The organism is Streptomyces sp. GQFP, from assembly GCF_021545335.1.
Taxonomy (GTDB): domain Bacteria; phylum Actinomycetota; class Actinomycetes; order Streptomycetales; family Streptomycetaceae; genus Streptomyces.
Genome location: NZ_CP089312.1, coordinates 2,990,754 through 3,013,305, shown reverse-complemented (window position 1 = coordinate 3,013,305; position 22,552 = coordinate 2,990,754). Strand labels below are relative to the sequence as shown.

At 68.2% G+C, this 22,552-nt stretch carries 21 protein-coding genes and 1 riboswitch; of the genes, 8 read left to right on the top strand and 13 right to left on the bottom strand.

From position 1 onward, the window contains the following. Positions 1–118: 118 nt before the first annotated feature. Positions 119–267, bottom strand: a riboswitch (cobalamin riboswitch). Between the two features lie 77 nt (positions 268–344). The 6 genes from LUX31_RS13050 to LUX31_RS13025 form a co-directional block, all read right to left on the bottom strand. Continuing rightward, a complete protein-coding gene (locus LUX31_RS13050; RefSeq protein ID WP_235474944.1) occupies positions 345–848 on the bottom strand; it encodes a GNAT family N-acetyltransferase in 504 nt (167 codons plus the stop codon). A 144-nt stretch (positions 849–992) separates the two neighbouring features. Then, a complete protein-coding gene (gene mctP, locus LUX31_RS13045; RefSeq protein WP_235474943.1) occupies positions 993–2,624 on the bottom strand; it encodes a monocarboxylate uptake permease MctP in 1,632 nt (543 codons plus the stop codon). Then, positions 2,621–2,914, bottom strand: a complete 294-nt coding sequence (locus LUX31_RS13040; RefSeq protein WP_235474942.1) for a DUF3311 domain-containing protein — start codon at positions 2,912–2,914, stop codon at positions 2,621–2,623. The genes mctP and LUX31_RS13040 overlap by 4 nt, the downstream gene beginning before the upstream one ends. A gap of 105 nt (positions 2,915–3,019) precedes the next feature. After that, positions 3,020–3,217 (bottom strand): YbdD/YjiX family protein, encoded by a 198-nt coding sequence (locus LUX31_RS13035; protein ID WP_235479904.1) that lies wholly within the window; start codon positions 3,215–3,217, stop codon positions 3,020–3,022. Then, positions 3,192–5,357 (bottom strand): carbon starvation CstA family protein, encoded by a 2,166-nt coding sequence (locus tag LUX31_RS13030; protein ID WP_235474941.1) that lies wholly within the window; start codon positions 5,355–5,357, stop codon positions 3,192–3,194. The genes LUX31_RS13035 and LUX31_RS13030 overlap by 26 nt, the downstream gene beginning before the upstream one ends. A 167-nt stretch (positions 5,358–5,524) precedes the next feature. Further along, positions 5,525–6,289, bottom strand: coding sequence for a GntR family transcriptional regulator (locus tag LUX31_RS13025; protein ID WP_235474940.1), 765 nt, complete (start codon positions 6,287–6,289; stop codon positions 5,525–5,527). A 400-nt stretch (positions 6,290–6,689) separates the two neighbouring features. On the opposite strand from LUX31_RS13025, the gene LUX31_RS13020 reads away from it, so the two are divergent. From LUX31_RS13020 to LUX31_RS13005, 4 genes are all read left to right on the top strand, one after another. Continuing rightward, entirely contained in the window at positions 6,690–7,973 is a 1,284-nt protein-coding gene (locus tag LUX31_RS13020) for an extracellular solute-binding protein (RefSeq protein ID WP_235474939.1), read from the top strand. 498 nt (positions 7,974–8,471) lie between these two features. Next, positions 8,472–9,455, top strand: a complete 984-nt coding sequence (locus LUX31_RS13015; RefSeq protein ID WP_235474938.1) for a carbohydrate ABC transporter permease — start codon at positions 8,472–8,474, stop codon at positions 9,453–9,455. Next, positions 9,452–10,330 (top strand): carbohydrate ABC transporter permease, encoded by an 879-nt coding sequence (locus LUX31_RS13010; protein ID WP_235474937.1) that lies wholly within the window; start codon positions 9,452–9,454, stop codon positions 10,328–10,330. Before LUX31_RS13015 ends, LUX31_RS13010 begins: the two co-directional genes overlap by 4 nt. Positions 10,331–10,339: 9 nt before the next feature. Continuing rightward, on the top strand, positions 10,340–11,842 hold the full coding sequence (locus tag LUX31_RS13005) for a glycoside hydrolase family 3 protein (RefSeq protein ID WP_235474936.1): 1,503 nt from the start codon (positions 10,340–10,342) through the stop codon (positions 11,840–11,842). Positions 11,843–11,983: 141 nt separating this feature from the next. Here LUX31_RS13005 and nagB read toward each other — a convergent pair whose 3' ends face one another. Next, positions 11,984–12,769: a glucosamine-6-phosphate deaminase gene (nagB, locus tag LUX31_RS13000; protein ID WP_235474935.1), complete on the bottom strand. Its 786-nt coding sequence runs from the start codon at positions 12,767–12,769 to the stop codon at positions 11,984–11,986. A gap of 153 nt (positions 12,770–12,922) precedes the next feature. Further along, the gene (locus LUX31_RS12995) at positions 12,923–13,675 is read right to left on the bottom strand and encodes an SDR family oxidoreductase (protein WP_235474934.1); all 753 of its coding nucleotides are present in this window, start codon (positions 13,673–13,675) and stop codon (positions 12,923–12,925) included. A 98-nt stretch (positions 13,676–13,773) separates the two neighbouring features. Here LUX31_RS12995 and LUX31_RS12990 point away from each other — a divergent pair, with 98 nt between their 5' ends. Both LUX31_RS12990 and LUX31_RS12985 read left to right on the top strand, forming a co-directional pair. After that, positions 13,774–14,415 (top strand): TetR/AcrR family transcriptional regulator, encoded by a 642-nt coding sequence (locus LUX31_RS12990; RefSeq protein WP_235474933.1) that lies wholly within the window; start codon positions 13,774–13,776, stop codon positions 14,413–14,415. A gap of 454 nt (positions 14,416–14,869) precedes the next feature. After that, positions 14,870–16,345 carry a sensor histidine kinase gene (locus LUX31_RS12985; protein WP_235474932.1) on the top strand — a complete coding sequence of 492 codons (1,476 nt, stop codon included), beginning with the start codon at positions 14,870–14,872 and terminating at the stop codon, positions 16,343–16,345. 176 nt (positions 16,346–16,521) lie between these two features. Here the strand turns inward: LUX31_RS12985 and LUX31_RS12980 are convergent, their stop codons facing one another. Both LUX31_RS12980 and LUX31_RS12975 read right to left on the bottom strand, forming a co-directional pair. Continuing rightward, a complete protein-coding gene (locus tag LUX31_RS12980) occupies positions 16,522–16,779 on the bottom strand; it encodes a WhiB family transcriptional regulator (protein ID WP_006380970.1) in 258 nt (85 codons plus the stop codon). A 319-nt stretch (positions 16,780–17,098) separates the two neighbouring features. Then, positions 17,099–18,067, bottom strand: a complete 969-nt coding sequence (locus LUX31_RS12975) for a diacylglycerol/lipid kinase family protein (RefSeq protein ID WP_235474931.1) — start codon at positions 18,065–18,067, stop codon at positions 17,099–17,101. 182 nt (positions 18,068–18,249) lie between these two features. On the opposite strand from LUX31_RS12975, the gene LUX31_RS12970 reads away from it, so the two are divergent. Next, positions 18,250–18,696: a hypothetical protein gene (locus tag LUX31_RS12970; protein WP_235474930.1), complete on the top strand. Its 447-nt coding sequence runs from the start codon at positions 18,250–18,252 to the stop codon at positions 18,694–18,696. Between the two features lie 28 nt (positions 18,697–18,724). On the opposite strand, the gene LUX31_RS12965 is transcribed toward LUX31_RS12970, so the two are convergent. From LUX31_RS12965 to LUX31_RS12955, 3 genes are all read right to left on the bottom strand, one after another. Further along, positions 18,725–19,852 carry an RNA polymerase sigma factor SigF gene (locus tag LUX31_RS12965; RefSeq protein ID WP_235474929.1) on the bottom strand — a complete coding sequence of 376 codons (1,128 nt, stop codon included), beginning with the start codon at positions 19,850–19,852 and terminating at the stop codon, positions 18,725–18,727. Next, the gene (locus LUX31_RS12960; protein ID WP_053744517.1) at positions 19,849–20,262 is read right to left on the bottom strand and encodes an anti-sigma regulatory factor; all 414 of its coding nucleotides are present in this window, start codon (positions 20,260–20,262) and stop codon (positions 19,849–19,851) included. Before LUX31_RS12960 ends, LUX31_RS12965 begins: the two co-directional genes overlap by 4 nt. A gap of 337 nt (positions 20,263–20,599) precedes the next feature. After that, entirely contained in the window at positions 20,600–20,860 is a 261-nt protein-coding gene (locus LUX31_RS12955; protein ID WP_235474928.1) for a UBP-type zinc finger domain-containing protein, read from the bottom strand. A gap of 90 nt (positions 20,861–20,950) precedes the next feature. On the opposite strand from LUX31_RS12955, the gene LUX31_RS12950 reads away from it, so the two are divergent. Beyond that, positions 20,951–22,546 carry a Na+/H+ antiporter gene (locus tag LUX31_RS12950; RefSeq protein WP_235474927.1) on the top strand — a complete coding sequence of 532 codons (1,596 nt, stop codon included), beginning with the start codon at positions 20,951–20,953 and terminating at the stop codon, positions 22,544–22,546. Positions 22,547–22,552: the final 6 nt, after the last annotated feature.

Below are 22,552 nucleotides of genomic sequence, written 5' to 3'. Positions count from 1 at the left end.
TCTCCCTCGCTCGGCACGGGGCCTGGCGGAGGGCAGCGGGGCACACGGACGCCTTACGGGTACGCGCGCGTCCACCGGCCCACTCCACGAGGCCCGGACGTCTGGCGCCCGGACCGGTCGGCCGGGCACACCGTCGGCAGGTCCTCGGACTGGACACGCGCACAGCCGTGCCAGGGCTATCAGGGCACGAATACGCACGTGTACACCGTTGCGGGACAGTTCCGGATTCGCACCGGATTCCCCTGCGGCGACAGCGAGCATGAGCATACATCTTGTGCCGGTCCCTGAAGGCACCCCCACATGTTGTGTCGTGTCGGCTTCAGAGGGTGGAGCGCCCGGTGCTGTCAGAGCGTCAGCTCATAGGCGAGCAGGCTGATGTCGATACCGGGAATCGGGTTCCAGTCGCGCTCCGGGGAGCGGACGAAGCCCAGACGCCCGTAGATCCGGTGCGCGGTGCGCATGGTGGTCTGGGTCGACAGGACGACGCGTACGCACCCCTCGACGGCCCGTGCGCGCTCGACGCAGGCCCGCACGAGTGCCTCACCGGCACCCCGGCCGCGTGCTTCCTCCGCGACCGCCAGCATCCGTATCTCTGCCTCGCCCTCGCGCGCGATGTCGGACATGGGCCCGCCGGCCGGCACGAAGGTCACCCCGCCGAGCAGCCGCCCGTCGGCGACCGCCACCAACACCTCGGCATCGGCGGCCCGCTTCCCGACGTCCCGCAGCTCGACGAGATACCCGTCACTCTCCCCGAAGTCGAGCAGCCCGTCCCGGAGATAGGCCTGCGCGGTGATCTCCCCGAGCACGTCGTACTCCTCGGAAAGCGCCCGCCTGATCAAAATGTCCATGAGTGGAGTGTGCCGGAGGGGTACGACAACGGGCCGCCGGTTAAATCCGGCGACCCGATGTCGCGCCCCCTTAAGGGGCGCGGGGAACTGCGCGACAAGCCCCCACCGGCCCGCAGACAAAGAACCGCGCCCCCGGCGGAGCCATCAGTGCGCGGCGGCCCCCGCAGTGGCCGGCGGCAACTCCACCACCACCCCCGGATCCCCCGCATCAGCCGTGTAGTCCGACGCCACCGTCTCGTCCACACCCTCCGGAGCCTTCAGCGCCTTCAACACAAACGTCAACACCACCGTCACCACCACATTCAGCACGAACGCCGTCAGCCCGATGTACCCGATCTCCCCGATCCCCGGAATCTCCTTCGCACTCCCCCCGAAGTGCTTCTGCGTCGGAGACGCGACCCCGTACGCCGCCAGCGTCCCGTACAGCATGCCGACCGCCCACCCGGCCAGCAGCGCCCACCGGTGGAACCAACGGGTGAACAGACCGCCGACCAGCGCCGGGAAGGTCTGCAGGATCCAAATACCGCCCAGCAGCTGGAAGTTGATCGCGACCGTCTTGTCCATGGTCAGGACGAAGACCAGCGCTCCCACCTTCACCAACAGCGAGACCAGCTTGGAGACCTTGGTCTCCTGCTCCGGAGTCGCGTCGGGCTTCAGGAAGTCCTTGTAGATGTTCCGTGTGAACAGGTTCGCCGCCGCGATCGACATGATGGCCGCCGGAACGAGCGCCCCGATGCCGATCGCCGCGAAGGCGACCCCCGCGAACCAGGCCGGGAACATGTTCTCGAACAGCTGCGGGATCGCCAACTGCCCGTTGGTGACCTTGACCCCGGCCGCGATCGCCATGAAGCCCAGCAGCCCGAGCAGACCCAGCATCAGCGAATACAGCGGCAGGATCGTGGAGTTGCGCCGGATCACGTCACGGCTGCGACTGGACAGCACGGCCGTCACGCTGTGCGGGTACATGAACAGCGCGAGCGCCGAGCCGAGCGCCAGTGTGGCGTACGTCCACTGCGAGGCCTCGCCGGGAGCGAGCGCGCCGCGTGGGTTGCCGGTCGCCGGGTTGGTCTGGGAGAAGGCGTCGCCCGCGGCCTTGAAGATCTCGTCGAAGCCGCCCAGCTTGATCGGGATGTAGATGATCGCGACCGCGATGACGAGGTAGATCAGCGCGTCCTTCACGAACGCGATCAGCGCGGGCGCCCGCAGCCCCGACGAGTACGTGTACGCGGCCAGCACGCCGAAGGCGATCAGCAGCGGCAGGTCCTTGACGAACCAGTTGGTGTCCTCGCTGCCGCCGACGCCCATGACGTCCAGGACGGCCTGGATGCCGACCAGTTGGAGCGCGATGTACGGCATCGTCGCCAGGATGCCGGTGACGGCGACCGCCAGCGACAGCCCCTTCGAGCCGAACCGGCCGCGCACGAAGTCCGAGGTGGTGACGTACCCGTGCTTGTGCGAGACCGACCACAGCCGGGGCAGGAACACGAACATCAGCGGGTAGATGAGGATCGTGTACGGCACCGCGAAGAAGCCGGCCGCGCCCGCCGCGTAGATCGCCGCCGGTACGGCCACGAAGGTGTACGCCGTGTACAGGTCGCCGCCGAGCAGGAACCAGGTCACCCAGGTGCCGAACGACCGGCCGCCCAGGCCCCATTCGTCGAGGCTGTTCTCGTTCTCGGCCCTGCGCCAGCGCGAGGCCATGAAGCCGATGACCGTGACGGCCAGGAAGAAGATGATGAAGACGGCGAGTGCCACGCCGTTCACGCCGTCGTTCACGCGTCCGCACCGCCCTTCGCGGAGCCCGAGGACACGGCGGCACGGGCACGCTGGTCACGCTGCCAGAGCTGGTACGCGGTCATCGTCAGCGCGGTGGAAATGACCACCCACAGCATCTGGTACCAGTAGAAGAACGGTATGCCGATGAGAGTCGGTTCGATCTTCGCGTACGAACTCACCCACAGCATCGCGACGAAGGGTGCGAAGAGGCAGAGCCCGATGACGACACGGACCGGTGTCACCGCCGGTTGCTCTGCCCCCGCTTGTCTCACTTCAGGCGCTTCTGACATGTCGCGGCTCCGTCCCCTCACCGATTCCCTGTGATCACTTGTGCAACGCGCAGGAAATCTAGGGGACGCTTTCGCTTTATGGAACCCCCGTCCGTATAGCGGATATCAGCAGCAGCGGAACCCCTGTCGAGGGTCCCTTTCCTGTCGTTCCGTACGCATCCGCTCGAACTCCCGCCGGGTGGGCACCGCTTGCTCCCCGTGCCCCGACCGAACATGCGCGACATACCGCTCGTACGCCGACTCGTCGGTCAACTCCCGTACGTACCAGCGCACTCCCCTAATCGCCCGACGAGCCCGGCGCAGCACTGCCGACGACCGCACGGCGCTCCCCCTCCCTCTCCTCCTCGCGCTCCTCCTTGGTCGGGAACAGCCCGGCCGGAGCGACGATCTTCGACTCGACGTACGCCGCCTCGCTCAGCGAGGACAGCGCCGGCCTGCGCACATGCCGGACACAGACCCGGGCCGCGTCCACGATCACGACGACGATCAGGAGCGCGAGTACGGCGGACAGGACGCCGTCCACCGTCGAGTTGGTGACGATGGTGTGCATGTCGTCCATGCTCTTGGCCGGCGCCAGGACCTCGCCCCGGTCGATGCCGTCCTGGTAGACGGACCGCTGCTTGAAGAAGCCGACGCGAGGATCGCTGGAGAACACCTTCTGCCAGCTGGCCGTCAGGGTCACCGTCGCGTCCCAGGCGAGCGGAACCCCGGTGATCCAGGCCCACTTGAGGCGTCCGGACTTCACCAGCAGCGTGGTGCAGACCGCCAGTGCGACCGCTGCGAGCAGTTGGTTGGAGATGCCGAAGATCGGGAAGAGCTGGTTGATCCCGCCGAGCGGCTCGTGCACGCCGACCCAGAGGAAGTAACCCCACAGCGCGCACACGATCGCGCTGGTGATGACGAGCCCGGGCTTCCAACTCACGTTCTTGAAGGGCCTGTAGAGGTTGCCCAGCATGTCCTGGAGCATGAACCGGCCCACGCGCGTGCCCGCGTCCAGCGCGGTCAGGATGAACAGCGCCTCGAACATGATCGCGAAGTGGTACCAGAACGCGCGCAGCCCGTCCCCGGTCACCTTGGAGAAGATCTCCGAGACCCCGACCGCGAGGGTCGGCGCACCGCCCGTACGCGACAACAGGCTTGCCTCCTCGACCTGTTCGGCCGCCTTGGCCAGCGCGTCCGGCGAGATCGTGTACCCGAGGTTCGCGACCGCCTCCGACGCCGACTGCACGCTGGTGCCGATGACCCCGGCGGGCGCGTTCATCGCGAAGTACAGCCCCGGGTCGATGACCGAGGCGGCGATCAGGGCCATCACGGCGACGGACGACTCCATCAGCATGGAGCCGTACCCGATCATCCGGACCTGCGTCTCCTTCTGGATCATCTTGGGCGTCGTACCGGAGGAGATGAGGGAGTGGAAGCCGGACAGCGCCCCGCAGGCGATGGTGATGAACACGAACGGGAAGAGCGAACCCGCGAAGACGGGCCCGTCGCCGCGCGAGGCGAAGTCGGTCACCGCGTCCATCTTCAGCGTGGGCAGCGTGACGAGAACGCCCAGGGCCAGCAGCCCGATCGTGCCGATCTTCATGAACGTGGAGAGGTAGTCGCGTGGGGCCAGCAGCATCCACACCGGCAGGATCGACGCGATGAACCCGTACGCCACCAGCCACACGACCAGCGTCGAGGGCGCGAGGGTGAAGGTGTCGGCCCACGACGACTCGGCGACCCAGCGTCCGGCGACCAGCGCGAGCAACAGCAGCGCCACGCCGATCAGCGAGACCTCGGTGACCCGCCCCGGCCGTAGAACCCGCAGGTAGAAGCCCATCAGCAGGGCGATCGGGATGGTCATGCCGATGGAGAAGGTGCCCCACGGCGAGGCGGCCAGCGCGTTCACGACGACCAGGGCCAGCACGCCGAGCAGGATGATCATGATGGCGAACGCCGCGATCAGCGCCGCCGCCCCGCCGAACGGCCCGATCTCCTCCCGGGCCATCTGCCCGAGCGAGCGTCCGTCGCGGCGGGTGGAGAAGAACAGCACGACCATGTCCTGGACGGCGCCCGCGAAGATGACGCCCACGATGATCCAGATCGTGCCGGGCAAGTACCCCATCTGCGCGGCCAGTACGGGCCCGACCAGCGGACCGGCGCCCGCGATGGCGGCGAAGTGGTGACCGAGCAGCACGCGCCGGTCGGTCGGATGGAAGTCGATGCCGTTGTTGAGGCGTTCGGCGGGGGTGGCCCGGGTCCTGTCGACCTTGAGCACCTTGTACGCGATGAACTTCGAGTAGAAGCGATAGGCGATGGCGTACGAGCCGAGGGCCGCCGCGACCATCCACGCGGCCGAGACGTCCTCCCCACGCGCCAGCGCGAGCACGGACCACCCGGCCGCGCCCACCAGCGCGACGAGGGTCCAGATGACGATGGTTCGGGTGTTCGCAGTGCGCACCGGGCCGTCCTCCCGTCCATGCGATGACGCAAGGACGGTAGTGCGACAAGAGGACCAGCGCTACACCGCGTACGTACTAGTAGGCGGTGCGGGGTTCGTCCTTAGGGGCGCGGGGAACTGCGCGACCAGCCACGACGCACCCGCACCCGCCCAAGCACCTGAAGCCCCTATTCAATAGGCCGCTTGAGCCGAGCAACGAACTTGTACCGATCCCCCCGATAAACAGACCGCACCCACTCCACCGGCTGCCCGTCCTTGTCCAGCGAATGCCGCGACAGCATCAGCATCGGCAACCCCACATCCGTACCGAGCAACCCCGCCTCACGCGGAGTGGCCAGCGAGGTCTCGATGGTCTCCTCGGCCTCCGCCAGGTGCACGTCGTACACCTCGGCAAGGGCCGTGTACAGGGACGTGTACTTCACAAGCGACCGGCGCAACGCCGGAAACCGCTTGGCGGAGAGATGGGTGGTCTCGATGGCCATCGGCTCACCGTTGGCCATCCGCAGCCGCTCGATGCGCAGCACCCGCCCGCCCGCCGTGATGTCGAGCAGCTCGGCGAGCGTGTCGTCGGCGGTGATGTACCCGATGTCGAGAAGCTGAGAGGTGGGTTCGAGGCCCTGCGCACGCATGTCCTCGGTGTACGACGTGAGTTGCAGCGCCTGCGAGACCTTCGGCTTGGCGACGAACGTGCCCTTGCCCTGGATGCGTTCGAGCCGGCCCTCGACGACCAGCTCCTGAAGGGCCTGGCGGACGGTCGTGCGGGAGGTGTCGAACTCCGCCGCCAGCGTGCGCTCGGGCGGGACCGGCGTGCCGGGTGCCTGCGTCTCCGTCATATCGAGCAGATGCTTCTTCAGACGGTAGTACTTGGGCACGCGCGCGGTACGGACGGTAGCCCCACCCTCGTTCTCCGCACTGCTCACGTCGGTGCTCATGCTCCGCCTTCCCGGCTCCTGGTGCCGCTACGGCCGGCGTCCCGCCGGTCCACGTCCACATCGTGACACGGCCCACGCGGCGATTGACCTGTGAATGGTCTCTACAAGCCCTCGCGCGCTCCGTGATCCCCTCTGTATACCTTCACGCCCCTCGCTGGTCTAGTCCACCGTACGGAAACCCGCACGCACCTCGCGCCCCGCTGCTCCCTCGGAGTGGTCTACCTCGAACCGGACGCGTGTGCAGGGTATTTCCGCCACCTTCTTACTTAAAGGTCCCTGCATATGTAGGTCGCATAACGGCTGGTCAGAGATGTTCACGGACTCTTGACACGCAGTTTGGTCTGAGCCAAGCTCCGCCTACTGGTCTACACCATTGGTCCAGGTCCCTGAGGAGGGTGGCGTGAAGCGCAAGCTGATATCCGCGATCGGTATCGCGGGCATGATGGTCTCCATCGCGGCATGCGGGGACAGTGACAGCGGAAGCTCGGACAACACCGGCGCGGACGCCAAGGAACTGACCGTCTGGCTGACCGTGGACGCGCAGAACAACTGGCCCGAGCTGGTGAAGGCCGCCGACGCCGCGCTGGTGAAGAAGCACCCCGGCATCAAGATCAACCACGAGTACTACGGCTGGCCCGACAAGAACGCCAAGCTCGACGCCGTCCTCGCCACCGACAAGGCGCCCGACGTGGTCGAGATGGGCAACACCGAGATGCTCAGCTACATGGTCAAGGGTGCCTTCGCCCCTGTCGACCCGGCGAAGTTCGAGAACTCGGCCGCCTGGCTCGACGGCCTCAAGGCCTCCGTCACCTACGAGGGCAAGACGTACGGCGTCCCCTACTACGCCGGTGGCCGCGTCGCCAACTGGCGCAAGGACGTGGCCGCTTCGGTCGGCGTCAAGTCGGTGCCGACGACGTACGCCGAACTCACCTCCGCCCTGGACAAGATCCAGAAGAAGGAGGGCGACAAGTACAACGCCTGGTACCAGCCCACCCGCGACTGGTACGCCGCCATGTCCTTCGTCTACGACGCCGGCGGCGCGATCGCCGAGGAGTCGGGCGGCCAGTGGAAGGCGACCCTCTCCTCGCCGGACTCCGTCAAGGGCCTCACGGAGTTCAAGAGCGTCATCGACAAGTACATGCACGGTGACAAGACCAAGGACGAGTCCGACCGCTACATCGTCTACGGCCAGGGCAAGACCAGCATGATCTTCGCCGCCGCCTGGGAGGGCGCGACCGCCGAGGCGCCGGAGAACGACAAGACCGGCAAGCTCAAGGGCAACCTGGAGAACTTCGTCATGCCCGGCCCGTCCGGCCAGAACATGCCGGTGTTCCTGGGCGGTTCGGACCTCGCCATCCCGGTGAAGTCGGACGCGCAGACGGTCGCCGCCGAGTGGATCGACGCCTACACCGGCGCCAGCGGCCAGAAGGGCCTGATGGCCAAGGGCAACCTGCCCAACAACAAGACCGACCTCGCCACCCTGAAGAACGACCCGGCGACGGCGGTCCCGGCCACGGCGGCCGAGTCCAACTGGTTCGTGCCGATGGCACCGGGCTGGGGCCAGGTCGAGAAGGCCCAGATCCTCCAGACGATGCTGCAGAGCATCGGCACCGGAAAGAAGACGGTCGAGGAGGCCGCGAAGGAAGCGGACGCGGCGATCGACAAGGTCATCAACGTCAAGTAGCGGCTCGAGGCGGGGCCCTGCCAGAGGGAGGGCCCTGCCCGCCACCGTACGACCCGGACATCCACTCCTGACGTACGACCTGGACGACCGTACGACCTGAGGGACCGCTGAGGAGCACGCGGATGAGTGCCGCTGATACGACCACCGTTCCTGAAGACTGAGTGGGCTTGAACCCCTCCAGCCGCGCGCCCCGAACGGTCTTGGGCGAACTGGTCCCCGGCGTTCTCAACCCCGGGTGGCGACACGCATCCCGTGCGTGGTCCAGGCCCCCGGGAGGCCAGTTCCCTCACGACCTGGCCATGTGGGTACGGCCAGAGGCGACGGGGAGGCCCTGAACCATCACTCCGGTAGAGCAGGGGCCCCGCACGCGGACACCGGACCTCGCGTCCCAGATCGCACGATCACGTTAACCCGGATGGCCCAGGACACCGCAAGCCCAGAAGCCGACCATCACACGATCGAGCTAAACCGACCTTGTGTGCACTCCTTGGAGAGCAATTGCCAACCCCTACCAAGGTGCCGCCCAAGCGGCAGCCACCACCGCCGACCCTGGCGGAGCAGCCCGGGAAGCCGGGGAGACGACGGACGTCGAAGGGCGCCGCCGCGATTCCGTGGGCCCTGCTGGCCCCCTGTCTGCTGATCCTCGCGCTGGTCCTCGGCTATCCCCTCGTCCGTCTGGTCACCCTGTCCTTCCAGAAGTTCGGGCAGTCCCAGCTGTGGGGCTTCCAGCCGGCCGAGTCGGTGGGCTTCGACAACTTCACCAAGGTGCTCGGCGACAGCGAGTTCTGGGACGTCGTCGTCCGCACGATCGTCTTCGCCGTCGGCTGTGTCGTCTTCACGATGGTCATCGGCATGCTGATCGCCCTGCTGCTCCAGCGGGTGAGCGGCTGGATGAAGACGCTCATCAACATTGTCCTGGTGGCCAGTTGGGGCATGCCCATCATCGTGGCGACCACCGTCTTCAAATGGCTGTTCGACTCCGACTACGGGATCATCAACGCGCTGGTGAGCAAGCTGCCGGGCGTCGAAATGGTCGGCCACAACTGGTTCGCGAGCGGACCGCAGGGCCTGGCCGTGATCATGCTCCTCGTGGTCTGGGGCGCGGTGCCGTTCGTCGTCATCACGCTCGGCGCGGGGCTGACCCAGGTCCCGAAGGAACTGGAGGAGGCGGCCCGGCTCGACGGCGCGGGCGCCTGGGGCGTCTTCCGTTATGTCACCCTCCCCATCCTCAAGCCGATCGTCGTGATGCTCACGACCCTGTCCGTGATCTGGGACATGGGCGTGTTCCCCCAGGTGTTCGTCATGCGCAACGGCCACCCCGAGGCCGAGTTCCAGCTCCTGACCACCTACTCCTACGACCGCGCCTTCGTCATCAACGACTACGCCCAGGGCTCGGCGATCGCCCTGCTCACCGTGGTACTGCTGCTCGGCGTCGTCGCCGTCTACATGCGCCAGATGCTGAAGATCGGAGAGGTCGAATGAGCGGCCTGAGCGCGACAGCCCCCTCCGTGCCCCGGAAGGCCGAAAAGGCCCCGAGGCCCCGGAAGTCGAAGGCAGGCTGGAACCTGCTGGGCCTGTTCGTCTTCCTGACAGCCGGCTTCCCGGTCTACTGGATGCTGAACACGGCGTTCAAACCGGCGAAGGACGCGATCGACCCCGACCCGAGCCTGCTGCCGACGGGATTCACCCTCGACAACTTCCGCCGCGCGCTGAACATCGCCGACTTCTGGGGCCCGGTCGGCCGCAGCCTCATCGTGTCCCTGACGGTCGTCGTGATCGGCATCTTCGTCGGCATGCTGGCCGCCCTCGCCATCTCACGCTTCGCCTTCCGCGGCCGGAAGATCGTCATCGTCGGCATTTTGGCCGTGCAGATGGTCCCCCTGGTCGCGATGATCATCCCCGTGTTCCTGCTTCTCAACGACCTCGGCCAGTACGACCGGCTGACCGGCCTGATCATCACCTATCTCACCTTCATCCTTCCGTTCACGGTGTGGACCCTGCGCGGCTTCATCGTCAACATCCCCAGGGAGCTGGAGGAGGCGGCGATGGTCGACGGCTGCTCCCGCACCACCGCCTTCATCCGCGTGGTCTTCCCCCTCCTGGCCCCCGGCCTGGTCGCCACCTCGGTCTACGGCTTCATCCAGGCCTGGAACGAGTACCTCTACGCCCTGATGCTGATGAGCCAGAAGAACCAGACCGCCACCGTCTGGCTCGGCAACTTCACCACCAAGCACGGCACCGAATACGCCCCGATGATGGCCGGCTCCACGATGATGGCCGTGCCGATCGTCGTCCTCTTCCTCCTCGTCCAGCGCAAGATGGCCGCGGGCCTGACCGCGGGCGCCGTGAAGGGATAACCCCACCCGATGACGACACTCGCCCGCCGCCCCGCTGCGTTTGATCCCGAAAAGGACGGCCTGACCCGCGACGCGCTCACCGTCCTCCAGCCCGGCTTCCCCGGCACCACGGCCCCCGACTGGCTGCTGCGCCGCCTCGGCGAAGGCCTCGCCTCCGTGGGCCTGTTCGGCCGCAACATCGCATCCCCCGCACAACTGGCTGCCCTCACCGCCCAGCTGCGCGCCGAACGCGACGACGTCCTGGTCGCGATCGACGAGGAGGGCGGCGATGTCACCCGCCTGGAGGTCCGCACCGGCTCCTCCTTCCCCGGCAACCACGCCCTCGGCGCGATCGACGACGTCCAGCTGACGCGCGAGGTGGCGTACGAACTCGGCCACCGCCTCCGCGTCTGCGGGGTAAATCTCAACTGGGCCCCCTCCGCCGACGTCAATTCCAACCCCGCCAACCCCGTCATCGGCGTCCGCTCCTTCGGCGCCGACCCGGAGCTGGTCGCCCGGCACACGGCCGCCTACGTCACCGGTCTCCAGACGGCGGGCGTCGCCGCCTGCACAAAGCACTTCCCGGGCCACGGCGACACCTCGGTCGACTCCCACCACGCCCTCCCACGCATCGACGCGAGCCGCTCGGTCGTGCTCGACCGCGAACTCGCCCCCTTCCGCGCCGCGATCGAGGCCGGCACCAGGGCGATCATGAGCGCCCACATCCTGATCCCCTCCCTCGACCCCGACCGCCCGGCCACCCTCTCCCACCCCGTCCTCACCGACCTCCTCCGCGGCGAACTCGGCTACACCGGCCTGATCGTCACCGACGGCATGGAGATGCAGGCCATCGCCGGCACCTACGGCATCGAACGCGGCAGCGTCCTCGCCATCGCCGCCGGCGCCGACGCCATCTGCGTGGGCGGCGGCCTCGCGGACGACGAGACGGTACGCAGCCTGCGCGACGCCCTGGTCAACGCCGTCCGCACCGGCGAACTCCCGGAGGAACGCCTGGCGGACGCGGCGGAACGAGTCCGCACCCTGTCCCGCTGGACGGCCTCGGCACCGCAGTCCTCCGACACGGCCCCCACGGACGTAGGCCTCACAGCGGCCCGCCGCGCCGTGAAGGCAACGCACCCCGAGCCCTATGAACCCCTCCGGGAACCCCCGTACGTGGCCGCCTTTACCCCCGTGGCGAACTTCGCCGTCGGCAACGAGACCCCATGGGGCGTGGCAGCGGAGCTCGTACGCCTCCTCCCCGGCACCCGCACCGGCACCTTCACCGGCGAGAACGCGGGCCACGCGGCCCTGACCGAGGCGGGCCCGAACCGCATCGTCGCCGTGGTCCGCGACGAACACCGCCACCCCTGGATGTCCGCCGCCCTGGACACCCTCCTGTCCGCCCGCCCCGACACGATCGTCGTGGAGATGGGCGTCCCCCAGGCCTCCCGCCGAGGCGCCCTACACCTGGCGACCCACGGAGCGGCCAGAGTCTGCGGCCAGGCGGCGGCGGAGTTCATCGCGGGGGAGTAACCCCAACGGCTACAAGGGCGCCGGTCTCCTGAAAAGGGGACCGGCGCGCTGTTGTCTTGTAGGGGCGCGGGGAACTGCGCGACCAGCCACAGCCGGCCCGCAGCCACCCGAAAACCGAACCCGGCAGACGCTTGGATCCCTCTAGATCCCTTGCCAGTCAGGCTTGTTGACAAAGGTGTGCCGAAAATAATCCGCCAGCTTCAACTTGGAAGCCGCCCCCTCATCGACAACCACAGTCGCATGCGGATGCAACTGCAGCGCCGACGCAGGACACACCGCGGCAACAGGCCCCTCCACAGTCGCCGCGACGGCATCAGCCTTACCCTCGCCAGTCGCGAGCAGTACCAAGTGCCGAGCCTCCAGAATCGTCCCGATCCCCTGCGTGATCACATGGTGCGGCACCTGCCCGATGTCCCCGTCGAAGAACCGCGCGTTGTCGATCCGGGTCTGCTCGGTCAACGTCTTGATCCGGGTCCGTGAGGCAAGCGACGAGCACGGCTCGTTGAACCCGATGTGCCCGTCGGTCCCGATCCCCAGCAACTGAAGGTCGACCCCGCCGGCCTCGGCCAGCGCCTTGTCGTACGCCTCGCACGCCCCCCGCACGTCCTCGGCGGTCCCGTCGGGCCCCATGAACGCGTCCATCCCGATCCCGAGCGGCTCCAGCACCTCGCGACGCAGCACCGAACGGTACGACTCCGGATGCTCGGCCGGCAGCCCCACATACTCGTCGAGCTGGGCTATTCGCGCCCGGGACACGTCCACGGCACCGGAAGTCACCTGTGCCGCGAGCGCCTGGTAGATGGGCAGCGGGGTCGAGCCGGTGGCCACGCCGAGCAGGGCGGTCGGCTTGTGCCGGAGCAGCTGTGCCATGGCCCCGGCGATCAGCTCGCCACCCGCCTTGGCGTCCGGAACGATGACAACTTCCACGCTGGGCCTGCCGATCTGGAGTGACGACGTAAGTCTTCAGTAGAGGTCTCAGTGGCAGTCTCAGTAGAGGACTCGACGGAGACCTGGAGGGGGACAGAGGGGAACCATGTGGTTTAGACCAATCTAACAGAACGGGGTTCCCCGGCCCAGGTCCTACGTCAGTGAACCTCCCGTCACATCCACCCAGCTCCCGGTCACCCACCGACCGCTGTCCGACGCGAGAAACGCGACCACGTCCGCCACATCCGCCGGCGCCCCCACCCGCCCCAGCGCCGATATTGCCGCCGCCTCCGCCCACGCGTCCTCGGTCGAGTGCAACAGCTCGGCCGTGTTGTCCGTGTCGATGATTCCCGGGGCGACCGAGTTCACCGTGATCCCCCGGCCGCCCAGCAGCTTGGACAGGTCCCGGCTGAGGACGTCCAGCGCGCCCTTCGTCATGGAGTACGCCATGAGGTTCGGCATCCCGGCGGAGCGAGCCAGGCCCGAGGAGATGTTGATGACCCGCCCGCCGTCCCGCAGCCGGTCGAGGCCGTGCTTGGCGATGAAGTACGGCGCCTTCACATTCACCGCGAAGACCCTGTCGTACTCCTCCTCGTCGATCTCCTCGATCGGCGCCGACGTCCCGATCCCGGCGTTGTTGACCAGGATGTCCGCCCCCTCCGCCCGCTGGTCGAACGCCTCCCACACCGCCTCGGCGTCTCCCGGCCGCCCCAGCTCGACCCCGATCGTGAACGCCGAACCGCCCGCCGCCTCGATCGAGGCGACCGTCTCCTTCGCGGCGGCCTCGTCCCGTCCGTAGTGCACCGCGACCCGCGCCCCGTCCCGCCCCAACCGCTCGGCGATTCCCCGCCCGATACCCCTGCTCGCGCCCGTGACCAGCGCCGTCCTACCCGTGAGCACACCCATGACCGACGTCCCCCTCGCATTTACCTAGTGGCCGCTACAGAAAAAACCGTACAACACGGCTCGGACATTTAGCTAGTGCCCGCTATAGAATCCACTCCATGGTGAACGAGGAGCCCCGGATCAGGGCAAAGTCCGCATCCGCACCCGTGTCCAAGCCGCGCGGTCGCCCCCGCTCCTTCGACCGTGCAACCGCGCTGGAGCAGGCGGTCCTGGCCTTCTGGGAGCACGGGTACGAGGCGACCTCCGTCTCCGACCTCACCCGCGTCATGGGCATCGGCGCCCCGAGTCTGTACGCGGCGTTCGGCGACAAGCAGTCCCTCTTCGCCGAGGTCGTGCAGGCGTACGGCGTGAAACACGGAGCCTTCGGCGACCGCGCGCTGGCCGAGGAGCCCACCGCCCGGGCCGCCATCGGGCGGATGCTCAGGGAGGCCGCCGCCGAGTACACGGACCCCGGTCATCCGCACGGCTGTCTCGTCATCCACGCGGCCACCAACTGCACGACCCCCGAAGTCGAGGCGTCCCTGCGTGAGCGGCGCAACGCGAACATCGCAGCCTTCGAGAGTCGTATGGCAGAGGGCGTCGCGGCGGGGGAGCTGCCCGCCGGGACCGATGCCGCCGCGCTCGCCCGGTACGCCGGGGCCGTTCTCCAGGGAATGTCGCAACAGGCCCGCGACGGTGCGAGCCGGGAAGAGCTGGAGGCGGTCGCGGAAATTGCCATGGAGATCTGGCCCCGCACATGAACCAACAGGGCTAGGCTGCATGGTGGATCCTGGGACGTTCGACTAGTTCCAACGGGCGGCCTTCAGGCATCCGAAGTGCTCGCGAAGGCACAGCGACAAACACTCTTCAACGCATGGACACGGCTTGTGGTCTAGTCCACAATGCGTAGGGAAAACGTACGATCGATCAGCTGTAGGCACAACCAGCTGTATGTACGACCAGAGCCTCCGTCTTCCCCGCACAGGAAGGCGGATCGAGGAACCGGGGCTCTCTGCCCTGACTGCGCCGGCTCCTCATCCATCGGCCGACTGGGACCGCACACCCCACGGCCGTTGCTGCTCCGGGCTGCGGTGCCGGGAGGGTTGAGGGTCCCTCTCAGGCGCCGCGGCCCGCGGGTGTTTCCGGGCCTCTTTCGTACCTTCCCACCAGCCACGGTTTCAGGCCATGTCCGAACCGCCGGGTACGCTCGCACACGTGCCCTCCATGAACGAACTCGTACGCCAGCACACCGCGCTCAGCGACTCCGACCTGGAGTGGCTGCACCTGCTGGTGTCGGAGTGGCAACTGCTCTCCGACCTCTCCTTCGCCGACCTCGTCCTGTGGGTCCCCACGCGTGACGGCACCCGCTATGTCTCGGTGGCCCAGATGCGGCCCAACACCGGCCCGACCTCGTACCAGGACGACATGGTCGGCCACCTCGTCCCCCGTGGCCGCCGCCCCCTGCTCGACGCCGCCCTGGACGAGGGCCGGATCGTCCGCGAGGGCGACCCGGAATGGCGTGAAGAGGTCCCTGTCCGCGTCGAGTCGATCCCCGTCCGCCGGGAAGGACGCGTCCTGGGGGTCATCGCCCGCAACACCAACCTCCTGACCGTCAGGACCCCGAGCCGCCTGGAGTTGACGTATCTCCAGAGCGCCTCAGACCTGGCCCAGATGATCGCCGCCGGATCGTTCCCCTTCTCGAACCAGGTCGTCGACATGGACGCCTCGCCGCGCGTCGGCGACGGACTGATCCGCCTCGACGCCGACGGAGTCGTCCAGTACGCCTCGCCGAACGCGCTGTCCGCGTACCACCGCCTCGGCCTCGCCTCCGACCTCGTCGGCCATCACCTGGGCATGACCACCGCGGAACTCGCCCCGACCCGGGGGCCGGTGGACGAGGCGCTCGCCAAGGTCGCCAGCGGGTGGGCGCCGCGCGAGTTCGAGATCGAGTCCGGCGACGGGGTCATCCAGTTCCGGGCGATCCCTCTCAAGCCCAAGGGCACCCGCATCGGTTCGCTCGTCCTGCTCCGGGACGTCACCGAACTGCGCCGCCGCGAGCGTGAGTTGATCACCAAGGACGCGACCATCCGGGAGATCCACCACCGGGTCAAGAACAACCTCCAGACGGTGGCCGCCCTGCTGCGCCTCCAGGCCCGGCGCATCGAATCGGAACGCGGGCGCGAGGCACTGGAGGAGGCCGTACGCCGGGTCGGGTCCATCGCGATCGTGCACGAGACGCTCTCCCAGAACCTGGACGAACGCGTGGAGTTCGACGAGATCGCCGACCGCGTCCTCGCGATGGTCGCCGAGATCTCGCCGGGCACGGTCACCGCCCGGCGCAGCGGACGCTTCGGCATCCTGGACGCGGAGGTCGCCACCCCGCTCTCCATGGTGCTGACCGAGATCCTGCAGAACGCCCTCGAACACGGCTTCGGGCCGGGCGAGACCGGCACGGTCGAGGTCTCGGCGGTCCGCGGTGGCACGAGCAAGGAGGCCCGCCTCCTCGTCACCGTCCAGGACGACGGCGTCGGCCTCCCCGAGGGCTTCGACCCGCACCGCTCGGGCAACCTCGGCCTGCAGATCGTACGGACCCTGGTTGAGGGGGAGTTGGGCGGCACGTTCGACATGGTGCCGGCGCCCGAGCGGGGTACGCAGGTGATCCTCGACGTCCCGGTGCGCGCCAACAAGTAGGCGTACGGACGGCAATTCACAGCAAGGCACAGCAATGAGCCCCGGACCATGGGATGGTCCGGGGCTCATGTGCTCGTTGCTATGCGCATCGGGGGCACTGCGCGCTGCGGCTCGGGGGCGGGAGATGCGTACTCGCTGTACGCGCCGCCAAGCTCAGGCTGTTACGGGGTGGCTTGTCAGGCGGTTGCCTGACGGGCCCGGTTGCGGGCGGCGCGGCGCTTCATGGCGCGGCGCTCGTCCTCGCTGAGACCACCCCAGACGCCGGAGTCCTGGCCGGACTCAAGCGCCCACTGCAGGCACTGCTCCATGACGGGGCAGCGGCGGCAGACGGCCTTGGCTTCCTCGATCTGCAGCAGCGCAGGACCGGTGTTGCCGATGGGGAAGAAGAGCTCGGGGTCTTCCTCGCGGCAAACGGCGTTGTGACGCCAGTCCATGGCTGCTACCTCTCCTTGGTATTACATGCACGTTGCTTGTGAATGTGAACGCTTTCACGAATCCCTCAACAAGTGAAGGGCCGATCATCAGATGGACTGATGTGGTCCTGTGAAGTGAGGAGGGGTTCTGGCTCTCTGTGGTGGCCGGTGTTGCGGGCCGTCCCGAGCGCCACGTAGAGACTCGCAAACCTCAGCGGCGGATACAACCCCTACCGGAAAGTTTTTTTTGATTCCTCGGTGTCGGCTCGGTCACAGCCGTACTTCCATGGGGTGGACCCTGGCCTAAACGTTCGAGTGGAAGGACTTTAGCCCGTTCCGCTCACACAATCACACGCAGTGCACGGCGTACGCCTGTGAACGTCACGCTCGTTCGCAGTCCAAGGTGGTCGCCGTCCATCTGGAGGGGCAGAGGTGCCTTCGAATGCAAGGTGAAGTCAGTCAGGTCGTGCAGGGACGTGGCATGCCTGCCATGGGGTCCCCGTTCGGGGGACGAAGTGAGCAACTGCATGCCATACCGGGCAACCGCGGCCGACGACATACGGCTGAGACCGAGTACGTCGAGCCCGGTATCGAACGAGGCCTTAGGCGACGCGTACACCGGGCGATTGCCCAGAAACGTCCAAGGGGACGTGTTGCAGACTATGGACAGCACAAGATCGGTAACGGGGTCCTCGCCCGGTTGTTCCAGTGTGATCGTGCCGTGCCGGCGATTGGCCTCTCCCAGGAATTGGCGCGCGGCCTGCCGCAGGTAAAGGGAGTGTGTGGATTTCCTGCCGCGTTCGCGCTGCTGTTCCACCCGTCCGATCACACCGGCGTCGAATCCCAGACCGGCGCAGAACGTGAACCAGCGCCCCGGCACGGACTCGTCCTCGGTACCCGGCGTCCCCTTCGCCATTCCGAGGCCCACCGTGCGCTCCCGCTCCTCGCGCAGGGCGTCCAGCAGGACGCCGGTGGCCTCCACGGCGTCGTTGGGCAGGCCGAGGGCGCGGGCGAAGACGTTCGTGGAGCCGCCGGGGACCACGGCGAGGCCGGGCAGCCGGTCCGGGTCGGGGCCGTTGTGCAGGAGGCCGTTCACGACCTCGTTGACCGTTCCGTCGCCGCCGAGGGCGACGACCAGATCTATGTCCTTGCTCTCCGCGGCCTGCCGGCCTAGGTCACGCGCGTGGCCCCGGTACTCGGTGGTGACCGCCTCGAGTTTCATCTCGCTCGCGAGAGCATGGGTCAGCACATCGCGCGTACGTGCGCTTGTGGTGGTAGCCGCCGGATTGACCACGAGAAGTGCACGCATGCGAAGCAGGGTACCTACCCGGTGGTACTCGGCCCAGGGCAGGTTAGGGATCAGTAAGAGTTGGCGGGTGTGAGCGGGGGCGCGGTGTTTGGCTGCGGGTGCGTTGTGGCTGGTCGCGCAGTTCCCCGCGCCCCTTAGGGGCGCGTCCGAGCGCCGTAGGGTCCCAGCGATACCCTTCTTGCGTGAGCGTTGAGCAGAACCCCTCCCCGGAAACTCCCGAATCTGTGGGGCCGCGGCCACTGCGGCTGACCGCCGCCGCCGTGCTCGCCGGGCTGGAGGGGCTTGCCCTGGTCGTCGGGGGAGTTCTCATCCTCGGGCTGGGGATCACGGGTGACGCGGACGACCGGCAGCAGGCCGTCACCGGAGGCGTCACGCTCGTCGTGCTCGCGCTGCTGCCGCTGCTCGCCGCGCGCGGGCTGCTGGGGCGGCGCAGCTGGAGCCGGGGGCCGGCCGTGATCACGCAGATCATGGCGCTGCCCGTGGCCTACAACCTGCTCCAGGCCGACAGCATGGCCATTCCGGGCGGGATCGTGCTGGGTGTCGTGGCGGTCACCGCGCTGGTGCTGCTGGTGAACCAGGAGACGACCCGGGCCCTCGGGATCCGGGGGCCCGGCAGCGCGTCGGAGTAGCCCCTGAGGGGTACTCCTCGATCAGTGATTACTCCTCGACCAGCAGCTTCTCGCGCAGCTGGGCCAGGGTCCGGGCCAGCAGCCGGGAGACGTGCATCTGGGAGATGCCGACCTCCTGCGCGATCTGCGACTGCGTCATGTTGCCGAAGAACCGCAGCAGCAGGATCCGCTTCTCGCGCGGCGGGAGATCCTCCAGGAGCGGCTTGAGCGACTCGCGGTACTCGACGCCCTCCAGGGCCTCGTCGTACGCGCCCAGTGTGTCCGCGACCGCCGGGGACTCGTCGTCCGTGTCGGGGACGTCCAGGGACAGCGTGGAGTAGGCGTTGGCCGACTCCAGGCCCTCCAGGACCTCCTCCTCCGAGATGCCCAGCTTCTCGGCCAGCTCGTGCACCGTGGGGGAGCGGCCGTGCCGCTGCGACAGCTCCGCCGTCGCCGTGGTGAGCGAGAGGCGCAGCTCCTGGAGCCTGCGCGGGACGCGGACCGCCCAGCCCTTGTCCCGGAAGTGCCGCTTGATCTCGCCGACGACCGTCGGGGTCGCGTACGTCGAGAACTCGACACCGCGGTCCGGGTCGAAGCGGTCGACCGACTTGATCAGGCCGATGGTCGCGACCTGGGTGAGGTCGTCCAGCGGCTCGCCGCGGTTGCGGAAGCGGCGCGCGAGGTGCTCGACGAGCGGGAGATGCATACGGACCAGCCGGTTGCGCAGCTCCGCGTACGCGACACTGCCGTCCTCCAGCGCGCGCAGCTCGATGAACAGGGCACGCGCTCCGCTGCGGTCCGTCGGGGAGTGCTGCGTGGCCTGCGCCGTCTGTGGTGCGCCCTGCGCGTCGTCTCGTTCGTGCTCGCTCATCGTCCCGCCCGTCGACCTTCCCCGAATTCGCGCATCAGCTCGAACAGGGGAGACCTCGCTTGGCCCTTCCAGGGGCGCACTCTGCACGGCACCTTCCCGATCCAGCTGCCCGTCGTCCATGAAGCCGGCCTCCGAGGGGTCGTCCTCCGGGTGCGGCCGGGCCTGCTCGGGGATGCCGGAGATACCGGCGACGCCGGAAATGGCATCCGCCGTGTCCCGCGGCCCGTCGGGGCCGCCGCTGCCCGCCGCGGGCAGCTCCCGTGTGCCGCGCTCTTCGTCCCGCACCGGCCCGTCCCCGTTCCTCACGCCGGCCCGGGTCCCGCGCCGCGCTTCTTGTAGAGACTGATCGACACGGTCTTGTCCTCGGCGACGGTGGAGTCGACCTGGCCCGCGAGGGCGGACAGGACGGTCCAGGCGAAGGTGTCACGCGCGGGGGCGTGACCGTCCGTGGTCGGTGCCGAGACCGTGACCTCCAGGGAGTCGTCGATCAGCCGGAACACACAGCTGAGTACGGAGCCGGGCACGGCCTGCTGAAGCAGGATCGCGCAGGCCTCGTCCACTGCGATGCGCAGGTCCTCGATCTCGTCGAGGGTGAAGTCCAAACGGGCCGCGAGACCGGCCGTGGCCGTACGCAGCACCGACAGGTAGGCACCCGCGGCCGGCAGCCGGACTTCCACGAAGTCCTGGGTCGCGGGCTCGCCTGCGAACTGGGACACCCTCACCTCCAAGGTGGTACAAGCTCTTTCGGGGGCCGAGGGTCGCCCCCCGGGGTAACGCGATACGTGGTTCAGCGGTGACGCTACCGCGCTCTCGACATTTCTGTCCCCGGGACCCCAGCCCCTTGCTGTCACTCATAGTAAACATACGGATACGCACAGTGGCTAGGGGTTCTGCGGGCCCAATTGGGAACAACGAGCGCCGGGTTGACGTACCCAGACGTCAGACGGTCGAACCGTCCGGATCCAGGGTCACACGAGTACGCCTCCGGTCACCAATGCCCCTGCTCACACGGGTGCGAGGTCGGGTGGACGACGATACGCGGCTTCCGCGCGGTCATACGAGGACATGGTCCACGAAGCACCAGCGCCAGCTCTCGCCGGGTTCGAAGGTGCGCATCACCGGATGCCCGGTCTCCTTGTGGTGTCCTGTCGCGTGGCGCATCGGCGAGGAGTCGCAGCAGCCGACGTGGCCGCAGTCCAGGCACAGGCGCAGCTGCACCGGATGGGTACCGGCCGCCAGGCACTCCGGGCAGGTCTCGCTCTTGGGCTTTGGTTCCGGGACCGGCAGCGCGTCGGCATGCGTGCACTGTTTCATGATTGCCAGGTTACGACGGGTGCGCGGAAAGCCGCGCGGAATCCAGATGGGGTGCCGGATGGGGCGGGAAACGAGATTGGGCCGAGACCGATGCACGTGATGCCACTGCTCCTGCTGGTCGCGGGCAGCGCCGCCATCGCCGCCGCGGCCCGCCGCACCCCGGTCCCGCCCCCGCTGCTGCTGGTCGCGGCCGGCCTGGTGTTCGCGTACGTCCCCGGGGTGCCCGACTACGCCCTCGACCCGCATGTCGTCCTGCCGCTGATGCTGCCCCCGCTGCTGTACACGGCGGCCGTCGACAGCTCGTACCTCGATCTGCGTGCGCAACTGCGGCCCGTGGCGCTGCTGTCGGTGGGGTACGTGCTCTTCGCGACCCTCGTCGTCGGCTGGGCCGCCTATCTGATCGTGCCCGGGCTGCCGCTGACCGCCGCGCTGGTGCTCGGCGCGGTCGTGGCACCGCCGGACGCCGTCGCGGCGACGGCGATCGCACGCCGGGTCGGGCTGCCGTCGCGGGTCACGACCATCCTCCAGGGCGAGTCCCTGGTGAACGACGCCACCGCGATCACCGCGTACCGCGTAGCCCTCGCGGCGGCCGTTGGAGAGGGCGCTACCTGGGCGGGCGGGATCGGCGAGTTCCTGCTCGCGGCGGTCGGCGGCATCGGGATCGGGCTGATCCTGATGATGCCGATCCATTGGCTGCGCACGCACCTGAAGGAAGCGCTGTTGCAGAACACTCTCTCCCTGCTGATCCCGTTCGCGGCGTACGCGGTCGCCGAAGAGGTGCACGCCTCCGGGGTCCTCGCGGTGGTGGTCGTGGCGCTTTATCTGGGCCATCGCGCGTGGGAGGTCGATTTCGCGACCCGTCTCCAGGAGGAGGCGGTCTGGAAAATGGTTGCCTTCGTTCTCGAATCGGCCGTCTTCGCCCTGATCGGCCTGCAACTGCCGGTCGTCCTGGAGGGACTTGGGGCATACGAGGGTGTCGACGCCGCCTGGTACGCGATCGCCGTCTTCCTCGTGGTCGTCGTCACCAGGTTCGTCTGGGTGTACCCCGGAACGTTCGTGCCCCGGCTGTTGTCGGCACGGATCCGGGACCGCGAACCGAACCCGACCTGGAAGGGCGCGTTCGTCATCTCCTGGGCCGGGATGCGGGGGGTGGTCTCCCTGGCCATCGCCTTCTCGATCCCGCTCACGATGGAGGGCGGAGAGGCGTTCCCGGAACGGAACCTGGTGCTCTTCCTGACCTTCACTACGGTCATCGGCACACTGGTCGTCCAGGGGCTGACGCTGCCCCCGCTGATCCGTCTGCTGAAGCTGCCCGGGCGTGACGCGCAGGCGGAGACGCTCGCGGAGGCGAACGCCCAGGCCCAGGCGTCCAGGGCGGCACAGCAGCGCCTGGAGGGCCTGCTGGAGGACGACCGCAACGCGCTGCCGCCTCCGCTGGCCGACCGGCTCAGGACAGTCCTGGAACGCCGCCAGAACGCCGTCTGGGAACGGCTGGGCGCGGTCAATCCCGTGACCGGCGAGACGGTGGACGACACGTACCGGCGGCTGTCCAGGGAGATGATCAGCGCGGAACGGGAGGTGTTCGTGCGGCTGCGGGACGCGCGCCACATCGACGACGAGATGCTGCGGACGCTGCTGCGACGGCTGGACCTGGAGGAAGCGGCGGCGTTCCGGGAGCCGGAGTGAGGGCGA